This window comes from Protofrankia sp. CiP3, assembly GCF_917627345.1.
Lineage (GTDB): Bacteria > Actinomycetota > Actinomycetes > Frankiales > Frankiaceae > Protofrankia.
Genome location: NZ_CAKJTM010000007.1, coordinates 17,274 through 35,585 on the forward strand (window position 1 = coordinate 17,274; position 18,312 = coordinate 35,585).

Sequence of the window (18,312 nt, forward strand, 5' to 3'; positions counted from 1 at the left end):
ATGCGTCCGCCAGCAGCCGATCGGGTGGCCGAGGCGACCGCCTTCTTCGACGGTGGTCGTCTTACGCTGGCCCGTCAGCTCGCAGGCCTCCGCAAAAGCGATCTTGCCGCCGCGGTCGGGAAGAGTCCGACGGCGGTGGCAGCCTGGGAGTCCGGGGCCAAGCGGCCCGCCGCCGCCACAGTCGCGCAGTTGGCGCTGAGTCTCTCGGTCGAGCCGGGCTTCTTCTCGGTCCGGCCGGACGACGTCGCCGCGCTCAGTACGACGCCGCACTTCCGGTCGCTGCGTTCCACCACTCAGCTCGCCCGCGACCAGGCATTCGCCTTCGGACAGGTTGCCGTGGACATCGCGACCAGCTTGGAAAAGCATGTCGAGTTCCCGGAAGCCTCGGTGCCGACCCTCCCAGTTGTAGTCGATGATCGTGACGACGACGGCCCGGAACGCGCCGCGCAGCTTATCCGGGAGCAATGGGGGATGGCCGCCGGGCCTGCCGGACACCTGGTCCGACTGCTAGAAAACCACGGCGTGCTCGTAGTCTTCAGTCCGCTCCGCACCTCGTCCGTGGACGCGTACTCGTTCGACAGCCGCCTGCGTCCCGTCGTGGTCCTGAACCCGATTAAGCGCGATTATTACCGGCAGCGGTTCGATGTGGCGCACGAGCTGGGGCATCTGGTCATGCACAGCGACGCCGAACCGGGCGGCCGGATCGTAGAGGACCAGGCCCACCGCTTCGCCGCCGAATTACTGATGCCTGCCGAGCAGCTTCGTGATCTACTCCCGGCTGTCATGGACGGGAAGGTCTGGCGGACCCTCGCTCGCCTCAAGGAGCAGTGGGGCGTCAGCATTCAGGCCCTGCTGTACCGGGCCCGCTGGCTCGGGCGGCTCAGTGACGTGTCCTACCGCAACGCCATGACGACAATCTCGGCTCGCGGCTGGCGGCGCGACGAACCCGGTCTGATGAGCGCCATCGAACAGCCATCACTACTGCCCAAGGCCATCGAGCTGCTGGCGCAGGAAGGTATCGACGAGACGCAGTTGATCGAGCAATGTCGCGTACCGGTCGACCTGTTCCGCACCGTCACAGCTCGTACGCCCGACAGCGCGCGCTCTGAAACCGTTCATTTGCACGGCGAAAGTGGTCAACGGGGCGACGGCCGGGTGGTGTCGCTCTTGGAGCGCCACCAAACAGGACGGCCGGAGAGATCTGATGAATCAGAAGTCGCGCCAGTCCGGCAAAACAACCCTCAGCACGCTGTGGCCAACGCCAAAGATGACGTTACCATCGGCAACGGAAATACCGACGAGGACGAACGCCAATGGTGACGCATCGACATTAGTGGGTCAATGCCGGCATGGCAGGGGAATCAGCCAAAGCCGGCCGCCATATCACGGTGACCACCGGTTCGCGGGCCTGGGGCGCCCACACAGTCCCGATCACGCACCAGGGCCGGACGCGCGGGCCCTTCGTCTCGTCCTGGGAGAGCGCCGATGACTCACGATCAACCAGCTGGCGGAATTCGGATCTTCGCGTCCTGGAAGACCTGGGCCGACGCCGAACCCACCGTGTCCAGCACCCTCGGCCCGGACGACGCCTCGGTACTGCGACGGGCCTACCGGTTCGCCGAGTCCTGGCATGGCGACCAACGCCGACCGGCCGGCGAGCCCTACCCCACGCATCTGCTCGAAGCGCTGGAGGTGCTGCTTGTCGGCACCGGCGAACGCCGAGCCGTGCCCCTCGCCGCCGCGCTGCTGCACGACGTCGTCGAGGACACCCCATGTTCGCTGAGCGAGGTCACCGAACAGTTCGGACCGGCCGTCGCCGAACTGGTGGAGCACCTGACCAAACCAGAACCCGCGACCGGGCAGACCGCACAGCAGGCACGCCAGGCCTATCTCGACCGGCTGGCCGTCGCGCCTCCCGACGCGATCGCCGTCAAACTCGCCGACCGGTACAGCACCACCCAGCGCCTGCACACCCATCCCCGCCCGGCCAAACAGCGCACGTACTACGCCGAGACTGTCGAATCGATCATTCCTCTCGCGGACGGATTCCCCTTCTTCCACGATCTGTTCGCCGTATGGCGGCGCCACTATGCCTACCTGACCGCGCAGCCCGCCATGTGAACGTGTGGGGCCCCATCAAGTCCCCGCGGGACCCGGGCGCTCTAAGAGCGCCCGGCAATAGGGACGCGGCGTCGCGGGGCTGGGGCACGCACCTCACCGCGTTGTCGTCGGTCGCCACCCAACACCAGGGTGACTCCCTCCGCCGCCTCGCGATGCACGCACCCCAGCCCCGCTCCTTGATCCACGCCCCTATTGCCGGGCGCTCTAAAGCGCATTCCCGGTCATCAGCCCTCCGCTCCCTCCCGAACGATCTCAACGATTATCAGCATGTGTCGAGCCGGAGGAATCAGGCGGGTCTTGTCAGATGACGACCGTGGCCCTTGTCGGCGACCGCGGAACCGGGATCGCTCCATTCCTTCCTGCTCTGGGTGGGTTGCGGCGTGGTGGTGACAGAAAATCGTTGCATGACTTCGGAAAGTGGCCGTGCGTGCCGGCGGTGTCGCCTGTGCCCATTTGCGCTAGCATTGCTATCAGGAGGTGATCCAGATGGCGGCTGTCAGCATTCGGGATCTCGACGACGGCGTGCGGGAGCGGCTGCGCGTACGGGCGGCGCACCACGGCCGTTCGATGGAAGCCGAGATCCGCGCGATCCTCACCGCGGCGGTCAGCGAGCCCGAGGACGCCACTGGTCTCGCTCAGGCTCTGCTCACCCGGTTCGGCGCGCTTGGTGGCGTCGATCTCCAACTGCCAGCGCGTACACAGGCACCGCGCGCGGCGGACCTGTTCACGTGACCGGGTACCACCCTTGACACTGATCGTTCTCGATACCAACGTCATCTCTGAGCTCATGCGCACGGCACCAGCCGCCCGCGTCGCGGCCTGGGTGACCAACCAGCCGGCTACCGCCTTGAACACGACCTCGGTAAGCCTGGCTGAGGTGCGTTACGGCATCGTCCGACTGCCGATCGGTCGTCGCCGCGAGCTGCTGCTGGCGGCGGCCGACGACATCTTTACGGTATTCCGAGATAAAGTCCTGTCCTTCGATGCCGCGGCGGGCCGCCACTACGCCGATGTGGTGGTCGAGCGGGAAAGAGCCGGGGCTCCGATCAGCGGCTTCGATGCCCAGATCGCGGCCATCTGTCGGTCCCACGACGCCGTGCTGGCCACCCGCAACACCAACGACTTCACCGGTCTGGGTCTGGAGCTGGTCGACCCTTGGAGCGCCGACGCGTTGCCCGCCGAGCAGGCCACCGCCCGACGTGACAAACGCCTGGCTGAGTAAGAGGCTCCGACAGGGCCCACGCAAGCGCAAGCGGGATCAGTCCAAACCATGTCGTACGTGTGTCGTACGCTATGTGGCGATGGGCACACAAGGTGTAGAAGGTGCATACCAGGGGGCGCTCCGGGCGTTCCAGAATCCGATGCTCACCCTGCTCCATCAAACGCATGCGCCGTTCGTGGTGACGGTGTTGGCCATGGTCTTCACCGCGGAGCGGCCGATGGTGGCGGTGGCGGACTCGCACGCGGAGATCAACGACGCCCTTGACCAGTTGCGGGCCGCGGGCTACGGCGATGAGGACAACCAGCCGCTGCCCGCTGGGAACGCGCGGGAGCTGTGCAGGCAGTGGGTACAGGCGGGATGGTTGGTGCGGCAGGTGTCCGATGATGACATCGAGGTGTATCGGCTGTCCGCGTACGGCGTTGGTGCGCTCGAGGTAGCCGGACGGGTCGGAGGGGTGCGGACGAGGGTGTCGGAGTCCCGGGTCAGGACACTGTTGGAGGCGATCGAGCGGCTTGCGCAGGATGCCGATCCGGACGTCATGGCCCGGATCACGCGCCTCCAGGAGGAGATCCAGCAGCGTCAGGAGGAGCTCGTTCGGCTCGAAGAGGACGGCGCCGTCGAGACCGTCGAGGACGAGCAGCTGCTTGAGGCGGCCGAGAACGTGCTGCACCTGGCGCGGGAGCTGCCCGCGGACTTCGCCCGCGTGGCGGAGTCAATTAAGATCATCCAACACGACGTCGTCGCTGAGTTGCGGCACGACGTGCGGCCGACTGGTGAGGTGCTCCGCGAGTACCTGGCCCGCGGCCAGCGGATCCTGGACGCGACGCCGGAAGGCCGTGCGTTCGCGGGAGCGTTGCGTCTGATCGGCGACTCGACGCAGATCAATGACCTGTGGAACCAGCTGCGCACGGTGCTGCGGCACCCGTTCACCGAGCTGCTGCCCGAGCGGCAGCGGCGGGAGCTTACCGAGATCTCGCGCCGGATCGAGCAAGGCGTCAAGGAGGTGCTGACCGCGCAAAGGCAGGCATCCCATGTGATCACCATGCAGGTCCGCAACCACGATCCGATGCGAGACCGCCAGGTGGACGACTTGCTGAGGGAGGTGATGTCCGGTTTCCACACCTGGGTTCCCGGCTCACGCCGCGGCGAGCCCGTCGAGCCGCTCCGCCGCCTGCCAGTGGCCGACGTCGGGCACCTGCGGCAGCGCATGAGCGATCCGCGGCCACCACAGCCGCCCACGCCGTTGCGGGAATGGGATGCGTCCGAGGACATACCGGCCGCGGACACCCGGGCATGGGGTGGGCCCCGGTACGCCGAGCTGCGCGCGCACTTGGCGGCGTTCGCGGGCGACGCGGAGAGCGTGGATGTCGCGGCGGCGTTCCGCGCGGCGGTCGAGGGTATCCAGCGGCCGGTCGACCTGCTCGGCTTGCTGGAGATCGCCCACGACGGCGGGATGACTGAGACGGACCAGGTCGCGGTGGTCGACGCGGTCCGCCCCGACCGGACCCGGCGACGGTTCGCCCTCGGTGGCGTGGTGGCGGCGAACCCGGCGCGCGCTGACGGGAGCGCTGGTGGGAGCGGCGGGAGCGGCGATAAGAGCGGTGACGATGACTGAACCGGACCGCGCTGACGACGGCTGGTCGGCAGGCACCGCGGCCGGGTTCATCGACCCGGTCTCGATGGAGGACGATCCAGCCGAGTTGTTCGCTGGCGACGCGGGCACCCTGGATGCGGACGTGCGGCGGGTACTGGTGCAGCTGTTGCGGCGCAAGTTCGTGCTGGCCGAGAGGAACCCGGCGCAGTGGCGCACGCTGCTGGAGAACCAGCAGATCCTCGAGTCGCGACTGCACGACCTGTTCGTGCGGCTCGTGGTCGACCACGACCGGGGCGTCGCCTACAAGCAGCAGGTGCGCTCGGCGGAACTGGACGTGCCGATCCTGCTCAAGGACGACCCCTACAACCGGGCCGAGACGTTGGTGCTGGTGCATCTGCGGACTGTCTTCCAACGCGAACGCGGCACGGGCGAGGCGTCCGCGCGGGTGGACATCGAGGAGCTCGAGCAGACCGTGCTGACCTACTTCAATCCGAACGATCACAACCTGGCCCGCAACCAACAGGAGGTCCGCGGCGCGGTGCAGCGGCTGGTCACCGAAGGTCTGCTCACGGAGGAGTCCGCGGGCCGGTACCGGATCACCCCCATGGTGGAAGTCGTGCTGAGTACCGCGAAGCTCGCCGAACTGGAGCAATGGCTGCGCGGACGGAACGAGGCCACGGCGTGAACATGCTCGAAACGCTGTTCGGATTGATCCCGGCGGCGTCGCGGGGGCAGCAGTGGGTGGCGCGGGACCTGCAACTGGTCAACTGGGGCGGCTACGACGGGTACCACCACCTACGACTCGCGCCCGGCGCGACTCTGCTCAGCGGAGGCTCCGGGTCGGGCAAGTCGACGCTGATGGACTCCTACATCGCCTTGCTCATGCCGCACACGACTCCCTTCAACGGGGCCTCCAACGGAGGGGTGGTCGGCAGGCCGCGGGGAAAGGACCAGCGCAACATCCTGTCCTACGCGCGCGGCAAGCTCGACGAGTCTCGGACCGACTGCGAGACAGGCGAGACGAAGGTGCGGGTGCTGCGCGGGGACGGCCGCGACACCTGGTCGGCCATAGCGATGACGTGGGCCGACCACACCGGCGTCAGGTTCACCGCGCTCCGGGCCTGGTATGTCCCGTCGTCCGCCCGCGGCCTCGACGACGTCATCGCGGTGCGCGCCACCTGTGATCATGGATACGAGCTGCGGGCGCTGGAAGGACCGGCAGGCAGGAAGCTCGCCCGCGCTGACGTCACGGCAACCGGCCTGAACTGCTTCGACACTGACCGGGACTTCACCGCGCGTCTCCACACCACGCTCGGTATCGGCGCCGCGGGCGACGGGCACAAGGCGGTCGCGCTGCTGGGCCGGATCCAGGCCGGTCAGCAGATCACCACCGTCGACGCTCTCTACAAGACGATGGTCCTCGAGGAGCCGTCCACGCTGGCCACCGCGGACGCGGTGGTACAGCAGTTCGACGAGTTGTCCGGCACCCGGGACAGGATGATCATCGCCCGGCAGCAGGTGAAGGCGTTGGGACCGATCCGCGGACACCGGCGCGCCATCGACGAGGCGGTGGACCGGCTGCGCCTGCTCGACGAGGTCGGATCGTTCACCGGTGCGTCGTCCCCGGCCGCGTTGTGGCGTCATAACCGCCGGCTCGACCTGCTGCGCGCGGCCGAGGAGGACCTGGCCGAGCGGCACCGCCGAGCTGGGGAGGAGCTGGCGGAGACCATCGCCTCGGTCGAGGCGGCCGAGGCGCAGCGCGAAGGCGTGGCTGAGACGCTTCGTGCCTCCGGTGGTGACCGCCTGACCAGCGCACTCCGGGAGATCCGTGGCGTGGAGCAGCGGCTGGGTGACGTCACACGCTCACGGGAGCGGCTGGACCGGGCGCTCCGCACGATCGACGCTGCCGTGTCCACCGGGGAGGACTTCGCCGCACTGGTCGAGACGGCGCAACGCTCTCTGGCTGATGTCGACGCCAGGAAAACCGCCCAGAGCCAGTTCGCCGAGGCGATGGCGGAGAAGAACGCGGCCGGAGACGAGTTGGCTGGGCTGCGAGCGGAACACGAAGCGGTCAGGGCTCGCCGGGGCAACATCCCGACTGAGCTGCACGCGGTTCGCGCGGTGTTGGCCGAGGCTGCTGGGCTCACCCCGGAGGACCTGCCGTTCGTCGGCGAGCTGGTCGAGGTGCGAACGGAGTTCGAGCCGTGGCGCGAGGCGTTCAACCTGGCACTCGGCGGGTTCGCCACCCGGATGTTGATCGACATTGGCAGACTGAACGCGTTCCGCGAAGCGATCAACGTGGTGCCGACAGCCCGGCGAGTCCAGTTCGAGGGCGTGCCTACCGGTCTGCGCGACGAGGTCGGGCTGGACCGGACGACCCTCCCCGGCCGGCTCGACTACCGGCCGTCGCCGTTCACCGCCTGGCTGAAGAACGAGCTCGCCCGCCGGTTCGACTTCGTCTGCGTCGAGACACCCCGGCTGCTGGCGCGGCACACCAAGGCGCTCACCATCACCGGCCAGACATCGGAACGCGGCCGGGGCGCCCACGGCGGTCACGGCCGGGCCAACGTGCTCGGTTTCACCAACGACAGGCTGCTGGCCGACCTCGAGAACCGGATCGGCCCTGCCCAGAAGCGCCTTGACGCCGCTGGCGTCTGGGTGTCGACGGCGGAGGAGAACCTCAACTCGTTCGAGGCCCGGCGTACGACTTACCAGATCCTGATCGAGTTGTCCTGGGACCAGGTGGACGTCAAGTCAGTCCAGGCGGAGCGAGACCGTTGGAACCGTGTCGTCGAGGAGGTCCGCGCGGGCAATCCGCGGATTGACCAGCTGCAACGTCAGCTGGACGGCCTGAAGGAACGGGCTCGCACACTGACCGAGCAGGCCGGCCAGCAGAAGAAGGATGCAGCAGTACTCGGTGAGTTCTGGCAGTCGATGGCCGACCAGGTCGGCCGCGCTCAGCTGGCACTCGACTCGGCCGCGGCGGCAGGCGCCGAGGTCAGCCAGGAGCAGCAGGCATACCTGGAGGCCCTGTTCGACAGCGGACTGGACGGCACCGCCCCGGCGGAGATGCTCGCGGAGTTCGACGCGGCGGTGAAACGAGCCAGCGAGCGGCTCCGTGCCGACCAGCACTCCGCGACAGAGACGATCAGCCAGTCAAAGAAAGCCCTGCACGACACGTTCTCGACGTTCTTCGAGCGCTGGCCGAACCCGAACCTCGGCACCGACGCGGAGGGCTCCTACCGCGACTTCGAGCGGCTGCTCACCGATCTGGAGACCAGCGGCCTGCACGAGCTGGAGGCCGAGTGGCGGGACAGCCTGCTCAAACTGTCCGGCAATGACCTGACCGGCCTGGACAGCGAGCTCGCCGCCGCAGTACGGGAGATCCGCGACCGGATCGACCCGGTCAACCGCATCCTCGCCGGACTACCGTTCGCCGATGACAGACACCGGCTGCGCATCGACCCGCAGGAGAGCCATTCCACGGTGCGCGCCCGGTTCCGCAAGGAGCTGCGCGACGTCCGCGCTTTCCTCGACCAGGCGGCAACGGACGACGACCGGGACCGCGCCTATCATCGGATGACCAAGGTGATCAACCGCATCCGGCGCACCGCCCCCGACTTCGCCGACCTTGTCGATGTACGAAACCATGTTCGGATCAGTGCCGAGAAACGCAATCTCGACGGTGGGCACGTCGCCGTGTACGACCACATCGGCGAGAAGTCCGGGGGCGAGTCGCAGGAGCTGGTCGCGTTCATCGTCGGGGCCGCATTGCGGTACCAGCTGGGCGACGCCGGCGCCGACCGTCCCCGCTACGCCCCCGTTTTCCTCGACGAAGCGCTGATCAAGGCGGACGCGCACTTCACTGGTCGGGCCATCGGCGCGTGGCGCGGCCTCGGTTTCCAGCTCGTCATCGGCGCTCCCAACGACAAGCACAGCGCGATCGAGCCGCATGTGGACGCCGAGTACCTGATCCTCAAGAATTCCCAAGGCCAGTCCTGGGCAAAGCCCCTGGTCGGTGTTCCGGACGCATGAGCGCACTCGTCACCCCGACGGACGCCGTGGCGGCTGTCCGCAGCAAGATCGATCAGAAGTGGGCGGAAGCCGTGTGCGCGGACCTTGGCGTCGGCGGCCAGGTCGTGTTCTCGGTTCCGCTCCGCCCCGGTGTGTCGACGGGCAAGGCTGTCGAGCGGCTCGGGTACGCCGCCTGGCACGAGTGGCACATGCGGTGGCGCGAGTTCTCCGAGCAACTGCCCACCGGCGTGGAACTCGTTCGCAAAGCTGCGACACGATCACTCGGCGTCCTCCCGGACGGCACGTACGTCGGTAGCACGGCCGCTGTGGCGGCCGGCGGATGATCAGAGCTTCGTGCCTCGGATGGCGGTGCTGCCACACTACGGGGAGAACGTCCGGGCCGCTTATGGGTGATCATGGGAGTCGTCGGCAGGTGGCGGGCTTGGGAGTGGGATGCTGCTGATATGGCCGACGGGGGATCCATCGAGGCGCCGCAGCGTTTCTTCGTGTCGTATACGGGTGTCGACGTCCGGTGGGCGGAATGGGTCGCGTGGACGTTGGAGGCGGCCGGGCATGAGGCGCTGATCCAGGCGTGGGATTTCGGGCCGGGCTCGCATTTCGTCGGTGAGATGCAGAAAGCGCTGGCTGGTGATCGGCGCACGGTGGTGGTGTTGTCGGCCGCCTATCTGAGGTCGGCGTTTGCCACGGAGGAGTGGCAGGCGGTGTGGGCGGCCGATCCGGCGGGCGCGCGACGATTGCTGCTGGTGGTGCGGGTCGAGGACTGCGACCGGCCAGGGTTGTTGCGTCAGATCGTGTCGGTGGACCTGTTCGGTGTCGACGACGAGACCGCGCGGGACCGGCTGGTGGCAGCGATCGCGCAGGGGCGGCGCAAGCCGGCCGTGGCGCCAAGCTTGCCTACTACGCCCGTGGGGGACCGTCCGCGATCCGCCGGGCGGCGGATCTCACCCAGACCCAGCTCGCCCGGCAGCTCGGGGTAGGCCAGGCGTCCGTGGCGAAGACGGAACAGCGGCACGACCTGTCGTCCGCCCAGGGCATCGTGAGTCCCGGCCAAGGTCACGAGCACGGCGAGGATGCTTCTCCCGGCGGCCTCGACGCGCCGGGGCTGGCAGCAACGGGGCGATCAACGCCCACGGAGAATCCGTCAGATTCGAGGGATAGGTACGCTGTCGCGACATCCTCCAGAGCTCTCACGATCACCACCCGCCAGGTCACGAAACCCCGCGAACGCACGCCCAGCGCACACCTCGCGGCCAGATTGCGCGCCCCACCTGGGATCACCCACGGTTACCGGGAAGAGAATCTCAAACGCCTTCTAATCCCTATGCCCCGGCGGTCACCCACTCCGCCACGGTTCGGATCACGAACGCCTGCCACTCCTGGCTCTGCGGCTGGAGGTACTGCGGGTCGTCGTGGACGGCGAAGCCATGCTGCGCGCCTTCGACCTCCACCAGCTGGGCGTCGGCCGTGAACCTGGCCATCGCGGCACGCGAGGACTCGATGGGCACCAGGGTGTCCTTGGTGCCGTGCACCACCAGCGTAGACGCGGCGATCTCACCGATGACCTCGTCCGGCCGCAGCCAGAAGACCTCGTTGAGAATCGGCCGGCCGTGCCTGAGGGTCGGCGTGAAGGTGATCGCCCCCTGCTCGTTCAGCGTCCGGGCAGCCTCGTCGTCTATGTGATCGTCGTGCCAGTACGGCCGGCTGTCAATCGTGCGCCACTTGTAGTTGAACTGCGGGTTGAGCAGTACCAGCCGGGACACGTCCGCCGGGCACTTGGCGGCGTAGTAGCCGCAGATGCCGCCGCCGAAGCTCGCGCCGAGCAAGGTCGCGTGGCCGACGCCGGTGGCCTCCTGGACAGTGGCCACGGCAACCCGGATGTCGTTGAGGATGGACGCCAGCGTCAGCTCCTCCTGCCGGCCCTCGCTTTCCCCGTGCCCCCGCAGATCGAAGCGCAGCGACGCCACACCGACATCCGCCAGCCCGGCGGCCAGCCGGGTGAAGAAACCGCCCTCCTCACGGGTGACACCGCCGCCGTGGACCAGGACCGCGGCGCGCTCCGCAGCCGCCTCCGGCGTCGCCAGCGTCGCGGCCAAGTGCAGCCCATCGAGCGTGTGAAGCGAGGTCACGGTCTCGTGCACGGGCATGGCCTCCTTCCTCCTTCGGCGTCGCGGTCGTCGGCCATGGCCATCCTCTGGCGAACAGTCGGCCTTGGCCAAGGCCGGTCGCCGCGTGGGAGATCCCAGTCCAGCACCCGCAGGCCATCGGCGACCCGTTGCCGCACAGCCAGGTCATCTCCTCGGCGGCTGCTGCCGTCGCGCTGTTCATGTACGCGGACCAGTGGCAGAGGCGCCAGACGCTTCCGCCCCGAGCACCATGCCGCAGCAGAACGACGAGGGCACTCAGCGGGCGTCGATCGTCCCCAACCCCGCCCAGTCCGCCATCCCGGCTGTGATCAAAAACTTGACCTTGGCCTGGCCCTCCACGCGCACGACGTCGGTGAAGCATGCGCACTCTGTCAGCGGGCGACTTGCTGCCACGCACACGACGATGCCGGTCACCTGGAGTCCCCGCGCGGCGGCGATCAAGTTTTCGCCGACCGCCGGCAGCGGCAGCCGCTTCACCAGTTCTGCCGCGAACTGCCGCTCGACGGAGGAGCGATTGAGCAGCTTAAGCGTCCGGTCGGTGACCTCAACCAGCCCTTCCCGAAGCCGGTCTTGCGCATCCAGGATGGTCCGTGCCAGCTTGGCAAGGGCACTGCACCGGCGTCCTGACCAGCTACGAGTAAGCCGCTGCCATGTCTCGTCACTCACGTACTCGGTCGCGCGCCCGATGACGACTTCCTGAGGACTGGAGCTGGCGATCAGGCCGATGCACGCCTCGGCGGCAGAGCGTACCCGCAGCTCTTCACGGCTCGGAGACAGCGGCGCTGAACGGCGCGGCGCTGATGACGCGGTTCTTGGGCGAGGCACTGCTGGTGTGCGTGCCGTGCTGCGGCGCGGACGAGTCTGAACTAATGACCACGACGGGTGATGCCTACAGCGCAGACCGGCCTCCTTGACCCGATTTCTACAACTTGTGCCGCGCTGGGTAGTCCCTCCACACCTGAACTGGACCATGCACTGAGTGTCAGATCCGATGCATTACGCAAACAATAGTCAAGTTGGCCATCCGTTGATGAAACGGGCTAGTGCGCCCCATCCTCGGATTCAGCCCGTATGCGCTGTTGACCAGAAGTCATCCACGGAACTCACCCAGGTAGCTGGACATACGCGACTCGCTACGCCAACATCGCTTCCCGGAACTCCCGCGGCCCCGGACGGGAGCGCCAGGGCATCAACGTCCGGGCCACGTCCGACAGGATGCCCGTCGTACGTTCCGACCTGGTTGCCCGCGCGATCTGCAAGGCGTCGAGGCCGACAGCGGCGGCGTCATCCGGGTGGCCGCTGAGGGCCAGCGCTGCCGCCCGACGCGCCCCGAACAGCCCGGTGTCGCGGCGGGACAGGCTGTTCCCCGCCAGGATGTCCGCGAAGATCCCGGCTGCCCGGTTAGGAATCCCGGCCTCGGTGTAGACAGCGGCGGCACGCAGTTGCAGCGTGGCGGTGGCGACATGCAGACCGGTGGCATCATCATCCGGCGCGGTTTCACCGAACGCCATGCGGGCAGCGTCCAGCTTGCGCTCGATCACGGGCAGCGGTTCGCCGTGCGTCGCCAGGGCCAGGGCCTCCTGCTGCAACAGCTCAGCCTGGACAGATGGCGGCGCGGCCGGGCACACGCGGCTGGCGGCTTCGGCCAAGGCCAACGTCCGGGCCAAGTCGCGGCCGTCGTAGGCCATCTGCGACTTCTTGACCAGCACGTATGCCTGCATCGGGGCATCTTGGGCTTCCTGCGCCCACTCCATGGCGCGGTCGTACCAGTAGGCCGCCGATAGCGGATCATGTAAATCCCGGTACAGCCATCCAGCGAACTCCGCACCATCCGCGCCAACCGCCAGCAGTCCCCGCCGCGCCGCCGGCCGGACGTCGCGGGCGTGTTGCTGGATTGCGCCCAGGATGCCGAGCACCATCGGCAGGACACGCAGCGGTCCGAGCCGGCCGTCGTCCCCCTTGCAACGCTCGAGCTGCTGGGCGAAGGAGCCGACGACCGAACCGTCCAGGTAGCGACGGGCATCCTCCAGCGCGGCGGCCATGTGCCGCAGCTCGTCCACACCGGCAAAGGGCAGGATGCGGGCAGCCCGGCGCTCCAGTGAGGCACGGCCGGCACTGGTGATCAGGCGGTTCAGGCCGGCGGTCTCGGCGACTTCGGCGTCGATGGGCAGCGTGATCTCCCGGCCGCCCACCACGACCGGCAGGAAGATCGGCGGACGGGCTTGGGCTGGTTGCCGGGCACGCGGTTCGCCGGGCAGGTCGAACCACAGCAGCTCGGCCGGGATGCCGAGAATCTGGCTGTAGCGGATGAGCTTGCTGAGTTCTTCGGGGGCGCGGCCGTTCTCGATGCGGCTGAGCTGGGCCTGGGTCAGGCCGAGCCACGTGCCGACCAGTTCCTGGGGCAGCGTGTAGCCGTGGTGCGGGTGGTGGCGGTAGGCATAGATCACCCGGCCCATATGCCAGGTAGCCAGGGCGTCGCGCATCTGGTCGAGCGTCCAGAACTCCGGTGGGACGGCCGGCGGCCGGGCCTGGGCGTCGAGGGCGGCGCTCTGGCAGGGGCTGCACATCGCCCCGGCGTTGTCGGCGGCGAGCCGATGGCCGCAGCGTGAACAGTGCCGCAGGCGGGGCGCGGTCGTCATCGCCGGACGGCCTCCCTCTCGCGAACACCAACGCCAAGGTCAACACCACGACGGTAACACCACCGGTAGCAGGGTCTATGCGTCCCGCGTATGCCGGTCACCGCTTCGCGGTGTAGTCGCCCCGCTTTCGGCGGCAGACGCTGAGGCCGTTCGATCATCAACCCGCAATGAACCCGGGATGACACCGGTTGGACGGCCGTGCCATCAAGGGCGGCCCTCCCGGCGGCATCCCCGCGCGAAGGGGGGTTATCCCATGGCCCTCGATTTGGCTGTGCCGGTGTTCGGCCCGCCGGCGGCCGGTAAGACGACGCTGACCGCTGCCCTGTGCCAGGTGCCGGGACGGGCCGTCTTCCGCCTGCGGGAGCACGTACCGGAGACCATTCTGGCGGCCACGGCCACCAGCGCCGAACGGCTCGGCTGGATCGACGACTTCACCGTGGTCACCGCGCTGCGCGGCTACGTCGAGGCCACTGCCAGTGCCGGCATGGCGCACACGGTGCTGTTCGACAACTTCCCTGGCAGCGGCGCGCAGGTGCGCTTCTTCCTGACGGTGCTGGAGCAGCACGCCCCGGGCTGTGCGGTGCGCGCCGTGGAGCTGCTAGCGGCCACCACGACGCTGTACCGGCGGGCCTTCCAACGGCGGGTCGGCCACCGCTGCGAGCGCGACCCGATCCACGATCCCCTCCGCTCCTCGGCCTCGGAACGGCATCACACACGAAAGTTCGAACGTTCGACGACGGGCTCCGGGAAGCCCAACGCCCAAGAGATTATCTTGAAACCGTATGGATGATTGGCGACAATCTTTTCTCTGCCTGCTTGCCCTGGTCAGGATGCCGGTTCCCCGATGGGGGCAAGCGTGTTGCCGGGGCTGTCGAGCCAGGGAGCCTGGCCTGTGGGCGTGACGGTCAGGCCAAAGCGGGTGTTGTCGGGTCGGTCCAGATCGAGCCACCAACGGTAGGCGGCGTCCAGGTCCTCCCAGAGACGGCGGGGCCCCTGGTGATAGACCCGGTGCTCGTCATCGCCGGGAAGGATGGTGGCCCATGAGCCGGAGGCAGCGTGTGAGAGGAGTACGACGCCGTCCAGGGGCCTGAGCCCGACGTTCCATCCCGGTAGAAGGAGCCCGAGTGCGAACGCTGCGGCGAACTCGGTGAACGGTTCGGTATGAAGACTCCGGGTCGTGGTGACGCTGATATCGCCTAGATCTTCGTCGTAGTAGGCCGCGCTTTCTGGGCTGAAAACTCGCCATAGTGGTTTGTCGTCCCGTTGGTTGCGGAGTCGCATGAACGACGCGCCGTCATGGAATCGGCCGTGCGCGCAGCCGTCTTTTTCTGTGGTCAGTCCGAGGAAAGCGCCGCGCCCGAAGCCTCCGACGAACGGGAGAACGATTTTCCCGCCGGGCTGGGTCTGTTCGACCCAAGCATACGGTACGTGCAGGGCGCTCGCGGTACAGATGATGCGCTGGTAGGGGGCGTTATCGGGGTAGCCGACGGCGCCGTCTCCGGTGATCACGCTGACGGGCAGGCCTGTTCTGTGAAGGGCCCGCCGTGCGTGCTCGGCGATTTCCTCGTCTACTTCGATCGTTGTCACCCGTCCAGGGGTGACCTGCTGTGCGATCAGCGCGGCGTTGTAGCCGGTGCCGGCACCGATCTCCAGGACGTTCATGCCCGTCTGCACGTCAAGGAGATTGAGCATCAGGGCCATGACGTCCAGAGCACTGGACGAGCTGGTGGGGATCAGGCCCTTGCCGTCTGGTAGCTTCCCATCGTCGACCTGGGTTATGACCCAGCTTTCGGAGTCGACCAGGCCATGCCATTTCCTGGGGTTGTCGTGGCGGTTGACGGGGATTGCCCAGCCGTCCTCGTCATACGTCCAGATCACGTCTGGGATGAAGTCCGCGCGGTTCACACTGTCCCGCTTCCGCCGCAGACCCCGCACGTCTTGCTCTCTCCCGCGCTGTTGCCGTCCTTGCCGTCGCCTCCGACGGTGACCGTCCCGCGTCCGTTGCACCGTGCGCAGGTCTGCGGTTGGCGGTGGCGGCCACCACCGGAGCCGCCCGAGTCGTCGCTGTTTCCGCCGCGATGTTTTCCCATGCCGATCTCCTGGCTGACTGATACGTATCGAGACAGGTGATGACCTGCGACGTAGGCGTCGAGGGCGGCGCGTGCCCACGCCGGTCGGGCGGGGGCAGCCGACTCCAGGCTGCGTCGGTACGCCTCGGCTTTGACCTCCTGCCAGCTGCGTGCGATGCTTGTTGGCCCTCCTCCTTCTCCCGTGCTGATCGATACTCGGCGTAACGGGCTTCGGCAAGCGGAATGGCTGGGCGGGTTCAAACGGTCGTAGCGACGGTCCCGCCGGGCGATGGCACACCCGGCGGAGCCTTGGCTACGGACCTTGCAAGGAGGCCCGCAAGCCATGCCTATCTGTTGCATCTGATCCAGAGGGTGTGCCGTCCGGAATCCCGAGCGCCGTGACAGCGTCACGGGTCGAGCGCCCACCACTGGTGAATCACAAGCTGATCGTGACGGCGGGAGCGATCGCATCCGACGTCTCCTCCGCCCTCGTCACAGTGCCGGCGGACGCAATCTTCGTCGATCACTACAGCGACGTCGACCTGATGATGGTGTTCCGCGAAGCGCCCGCGACCGGCCGACCTGCGCGAGGGTACGGCGCCCGCTTCACGACCACACCGGCAGGGGACGTGGCCTCGACCGCGGCCCAACTTTGACCGCCTGCATTTTGCATGCATAACGCAGGCATGACCATTACAGTCACCGTACGCGACGTACCGGAAGACGTGCGAGACACTCTCGCGCAGTACGCCCGTCAACAAGGCCAGTCACTGCAGGCCTTCCTGCTCGCGGTACTCACCCGACAGTCCCGGTATGCCCGTAACCAGCAGGTCCTCGCCGCGGTGGAAGACGAACTCGCAGCGAGCGCCGACGCCGGGCCGGATGCTCCAGCCGCCGCCGACGTGCTGGCCGCCGTTCGCGCCACGCGCGTGGATACGGCCTCGGCAGACCCGGCAGGAGCGCGCGGTTCCGGATGATCGTCAAGGCGGGGCTCCGGCCGGTCCGGCTGTTGAGTCGGCCCGGGGCGCGGTGCCGGGATTGCTCCCGACCCGTTTCCCCGAGCCGCTCGCCGAACCCGCCTTACCAAACGGCTGGACCATGTTCGCGCGTTCGCAGGCGACCAATGACGTGTCAGGCGGCGACTTCGACCGTCACCCCACGGCTTGTTGCCGGTGGCACGGGCTCGCCGGCAAAACGCAGGCCCTCGATGTGAAAAGCGATGGCCTCACGCATCTCGGCCTCGCACTCCTCGGGAGTGTCGCCGGTGGCTGCGACTCCGGGAAGATCTGGAGCGTACGCACTGTAGTTGGTAGAGCCGTCACCCTCGACCACGATCAGATAGCTGCTCACGGCTCGTCCTCTCTAGGAGCGTCATCGGCGGCCGAAGCGCCGTTGCGCAACCCAGCCTGCCTCGGGATGCTTCTCGTGTCTTGGGGTGCAGGTCATCGCTGGGCTTCCCGGAAACGGTGACGACTCCACGCCTAGTCGGATGCGTGAACTGACGGTGGCTTCCACGGGTACGGCTGAGTACCCAGCCGCCAGCTTTGATCACCTTAAGGATCTCAGCGACCTTCACAGCTGTGAAGCTACCGAAGTCCTCCTTGCCGCCACAGGCATGGCCCGGGGCGGTACTGGTGGACACGTCGGGCGTTCGTCGGCTCCTGGGGCCACGCCTGACGGATCTGGGAGCGGCGTCGATCGCGGTGCGCTCGAAGGACGGACATACCTCGAAGGACGGACATACCTTGACCACAAACGAGGACGCGGCAGCCTTCGCCAAGCCGTCCACAGCTATGGGGCGATGGATCGACGGATTATGAGCTGCCGTGCTCTTCGTCCATCTATGTCCGCTGACGTCCGTCAGTACGGGTCACAGGCTTGATTTTTTCCGTGGACATACGCCGACATCCGTGGCTATCGGCCGGCTCGGCTGCCACTTTCCACGTCTCGATCGCGACGGCGGCCCGGCCCAGGTACTTCGCCCTAGATGGTTGAGTCCAAGGGATGGCGTCACCGTCAGTGGTCGTAAGCGACCAGAGATCTTTTGACGGGCTGGCCGGTCTTGTCGTTGAGCCAGATCGCCGCAGTCAACGCCAGGATTCGCGATAGCACCTGGAGCGACACGCCGGCCGGCGTGCGGCCACCGTGTCGCTCCAGGTCACGCCGGCCCTTGAAGGTCTGGTTGATCGATTCGATAATCGTTTGACGGGGATGGGTAGCAACGATCGTGGGTGCGGCATCCAGCATGTCCAGCAGCGTCTCGCGCTCGTCGGCCTTCGCGCCGGTGAGCGCGAACAGGATCGGCAGCCCGCCGAGCGTGCATACCAGGTGCAGGCGCAGGCCCCACCAATACCGCGAGTGCGACGCACAGGAACCGTACTGGGCCCACCCGGCCAGGTCGGAACGCATGACGGTCTCCCGCGAGCAGCCGCAGCCGACGGGGGTGGAGTCGAGGACCCACACGTCGTCGCTCCACAGCGAGGTGTCT

General features: G+C 67.6%; 17 protein-coding genes and 3 pseudogenes. 12 read left to right on the forward strand and 8 right to left on the reverse strand.

Annotation, left to right across the window (positions count from 1 at the left end; translation table 11 throughout):
* The 9 genes and pseudogenes from MJ797_RS04175 (at position 1) to MJ797_RS04215 (ending at position 9,949) form a co-directional block, all read left to right on the forward strand.
* Positions 1-1,320: a helix-turn-helix domain-containing protein gene (locus tag MJ797_RS04175; RefSeq protein WP_374581418.1), complete on the forward strand. Its 1,320-nt coding sequence runs from the start codon at positions 1-3 to the stop codon at positions 1,318-1,320.
* A 165-nt stretch (positions 1,321-1,485) separates the two neighbouring features.
* Positions 1,486-2,121: an HD domain-containing protein gene (locus MJ797_RS04180; protein WP_239332000.1), complete on the forward strand. Its 636-nt coding sequence runs from the start codon at positions 1,486-1,488 to the stop codon at positions 2,119-2,121.
* A 486-nt stretch (positions 2,122-2,607) separates the two neighbouring features.
* Positions 2,608-2,853, forward strand: coding sequence for an Arc family DNA-binding protein (locus MJ797_RS04185; protein ID WP_239332002.1), 246 nt, complete (start codon positions 2,608-2,610; stop codon positions 2,851-2,853).
* Between the two features lie 13 nt (positions 2,854-2,866).
* Entirely contained in the window at positions 2,867-3,343 is a 477-nt protein-coding gene (locus MJ797_RS04190) for a type II toxin-antitoxin system VapC family toxin (RefSeq protein ID WP_239332004.1), read from the forward strand.
* Between the two features lie 79 nt (positions 3,344-3,422).
* Positions 3,423-4,958, forward strand: coding sequence for a DUF3375 domain-containing protein (locus MJ797_RS04195; RefSeq protein ID WP_239332006.1), 1,536 nt, complete (start codon positions 3,423-3,425; stop codon positions 4,956-4,958).
* Positions 4,951-5,622, forward strand: coding sequence for a DUF4194 domain-containing protein (locus tag MJ797_RS04200; protein WP_239332008.1), 672 nt, complete (start codon positions 4,951-4,953; stop codon positions 5,620-5,622). Before MJ797_RS04195 ends, MJ797_RS04200 begins: the two co-directional genes overlap by 8 nt.
* A complete protein-coding gene (locus MJ797_RS04205) occupies positions 5,619-8,972 on the forward strand; it encodes an ATP-binding protein (RefSeq protein ID WP_374581388.1) in 3,354 nt (1,117 codons plus the stop codon). Before MJ797_RS04200 ends, MJ797_RS04205 begins: the two co-directional genes overlap by 4 nt.
* Positions 8,969-9,226: pseudogene (locus MJ797_RS04210) on the forward strand (hypothetical protein); the annotation flags it as partial. The gene MJ797_RS04205 and the pseudogene MJ797_RS04210, both read left to right, overlap by 4 nt.
* 189 nt (positions 9,227-9,415) lie before the next feature.
* Positions 9,416-9,949, forward strand: coding sequence for a toll/interleukin-1 receptor domain-containing protein (locus MJ797_RS04215; protein ID WP_239332012.1), 534 nt, complete (start codon positions 9,416-9,418; stop codon positions 9,947-9,949).
* Positions 9,950-10,030: 81 nt separating this feature from the next.
* Here MJ797_RS04215 and MJ797_RS04220 read toward each other — a convergent pair.
* The 4 genes and pseudogenes from MJ797_RS04220 to MJ797_RS04235 all read right to left on the reverse strand — a co-directional run.
* Positions 10,031-10,147, reverse strand: a pseudogene (locus MJ797_RS04220) (transposase); the annotation flags it as partial.
* A gap of 144 nt (positions 10,148-10,291) precedes the next feature.
* The gene (locus MJ797_RS04225; protein WP_239332014.1) at positions 10,292-11,116 is read right to left on the reverse strand and encodes an alpha/beta hydrolase; all 825 of its coding nucleotides are present in this window, start codon (positions 11,114-11,116) and stop codon (positions 10,292-10,294) included.
* Between the two features lie 255 nt (positions 11,117-11,371).
* Positions 11,372-11,782: a hypothetical protein gene (locus MJ797_RS04230; RefSeq protein ID WP_239311404.1), complete on the reverse strand. Its 411-nt coding sequence runs from the start codon at positions 11,780-11,782 to the stop codon at positions 11,372-11,374.
* A 467-nt stretch (positions 11,783-12,249) separates the two neighbouring features.
* Positions 12,250-13,755, reverse strand: coding sequence for a helix-turn-helix transcriptional regulator (locus MJ797_RS04235; RefSeq protein ID WP_239332016.1), 1,506 nt, complete (start codon positions 13,753-13,755; stop codon positions 12,250-12,252).
* 253 nt (positions 13,756-14,008) lie between these two features.
* Here MJ797_RS04235 and MJ797_RS04240 point away from each other — a divergent pair, with 253 nt between their 5' ends.
* Positions 14,009-14,545: a hypothetical protein gene (locus MJ797_RS04240; protein ID WP_239332018.1), complete on the forward strand. Its 537-nt coding sequence runs from the start codon at positions 14,009-14,011 to the stop codon at positions 14,543-14,545.
* A gap of 35 nt (positions 14,546-14,580) precedes the next feature.
* On the opposite strand, the gene MJ797_RS04245 is transcribed toward MJ797_RS04240, so the two are convergent.
* A complete protein-coding gene (locus MJ797_RS04245; protein WP_239332020.1) occupies positions 14,581-15,660 on the reverse strand; it encodes a methyltransferase domain-containing protein in 1,080 nt (359 codons plus the stop codon).
* Between the two features lie 562 nt (positions 15,661-16,222).
* Here MJ797_RS04245 and MJ797_RS04250 point away from each other — a divergent pair.
* Both MJ797_RS04250 and MJ797_RS04255 read left to right on the forward strand, forming a co-directional pair.
* Positions 16,223-16,480, forward strand: a complete 258-nt coding sequence (locus MJ797_RS04250) for a hypothetical protein (RefSeq protein ID WP_239332022.1) — start codon at positions 16,223-16,225, stop codon at positions 16,478-16,480.
* Positions 16,481-16,510: 30 nt separating this feature from the next.
* On the forward strand, positions 16,511-16,801 hold the full coding sequence (locus MJ797_RS04255; protein WP_239332024.1) for a hypothetical protein: 291 nt from the start codon (positions 16,511-16,513) through the stop codon (positions 16,799-16,801).
* 154 nt (positions 16,802-16,955) lie between these two features.
* Here the strand turns inward: MJ797_RS04255 and MJ797_RS04260 are convergent, their stop codons facing one another.
* From MJ797_RS04260 to MJ797_RS04265, 3 genes and pseudogenes are all read right to left on the reverse strand, one after another.
* Positions 16,956-17,174, reverse strand: coding sequence for a type II toxin-antitoxin system HicB family antitoxin (locus tag MJ797_RS04260; protein ID WP_239332026.1), 219 nt, complete (start codon positions 17,172-17,174; stop codon positions 16,956-16,958).
* Positions 17,143-17,613: a type II toxin-antitoxin system HicA family toxin gene (locus MJ797_RS27385; protein ID WP_374581392.1), complete on the reverse strand. Its 471-nt coding sequence runs from the start codon at positions 17,611-17,613 to the stop codon at positions 17,143-17,145. Before MJ797_RS27385 ends, MJ797_RS04260 begins: the two co-directional genes overlap by 32 nt.
* Before the next feature lie 227 nt (positions 17,614-17,840).
* Positions 17,841-18,312 (reverse strand): annotated as a pseudogene (locus MJ797_RS04265) (IS982 family transposase); the annotation flags it as partial.

Coding starts and splice junctions, on each gene's coding strand:
- MJ797_RS04175 (WP_374581418.1), top strand. CDS start 1: ATGCGTCCGCCAGCAGCCGATCGGGTGGCCGAGGCGACCGCCTTCTTC.
- MJ797_RS04180 (WP_239332000.1), top strand. CDS start 1,486: ATGACTCACGATCAACCAGCTGGCGGAATTCGGATCTTCGCGTCCTGG.
- MJ797_RS04185 (WP_239332002.1), top strand. CDS start 2,608: ATGGCGGCTGTCAGCATTCGGGATCTCGACGACGGCGTGCGGGAGCGG.
- MJ797_RS04195 (WP_239332006.1), top strand. CDS start 3,423: ATGGGCACACAAGGTGTAGAAGGTGCATACCAGGGGGCGCTCCGGGCG.
- MJ797_RS04200 (WP_239332008.1), top strand. CDS start 4,951: ATGACTGAACCGGACCGCGCTGACGACGGCTGGTCGGCAGGCACCGCG.
- MJ797_RS04215 (WP_239332012.1), top strand. CDS start 9,416: ATGGCCGACGGGGGATCCATCGAGGCGCCGCAGCGTTTCTTCGTGTCG.
- MJ797_RS04225 (WP_239332014.1), bottom strand. CDS start 11,116: ATGCCCGTGCACGAGACCGTGACCTCGCTTCACACGCTCGATGGGCTG.
- MJ797_RS04235 (WP_239332016.1), bottom strand. CDS start 13,755: ATGACGACCGCGCCCCGCCTGCGGCACTGTTCACGCTGCGGCCATCGG.
- MJ797_RS04240 (WP_239332018.1), top strand. CDS start 14,009: ATGGCCCTCGATTTGGCTGTGCCGGTGTTCGGCCCGCCGGCGGCCGGT.
- MJ797_RS04255 (WP_239332024.1), top strand. CDS start 16,511: ATGACCATTACAGTCACCGTACGCGACGTACCGGAAGACGTGCGAGAC.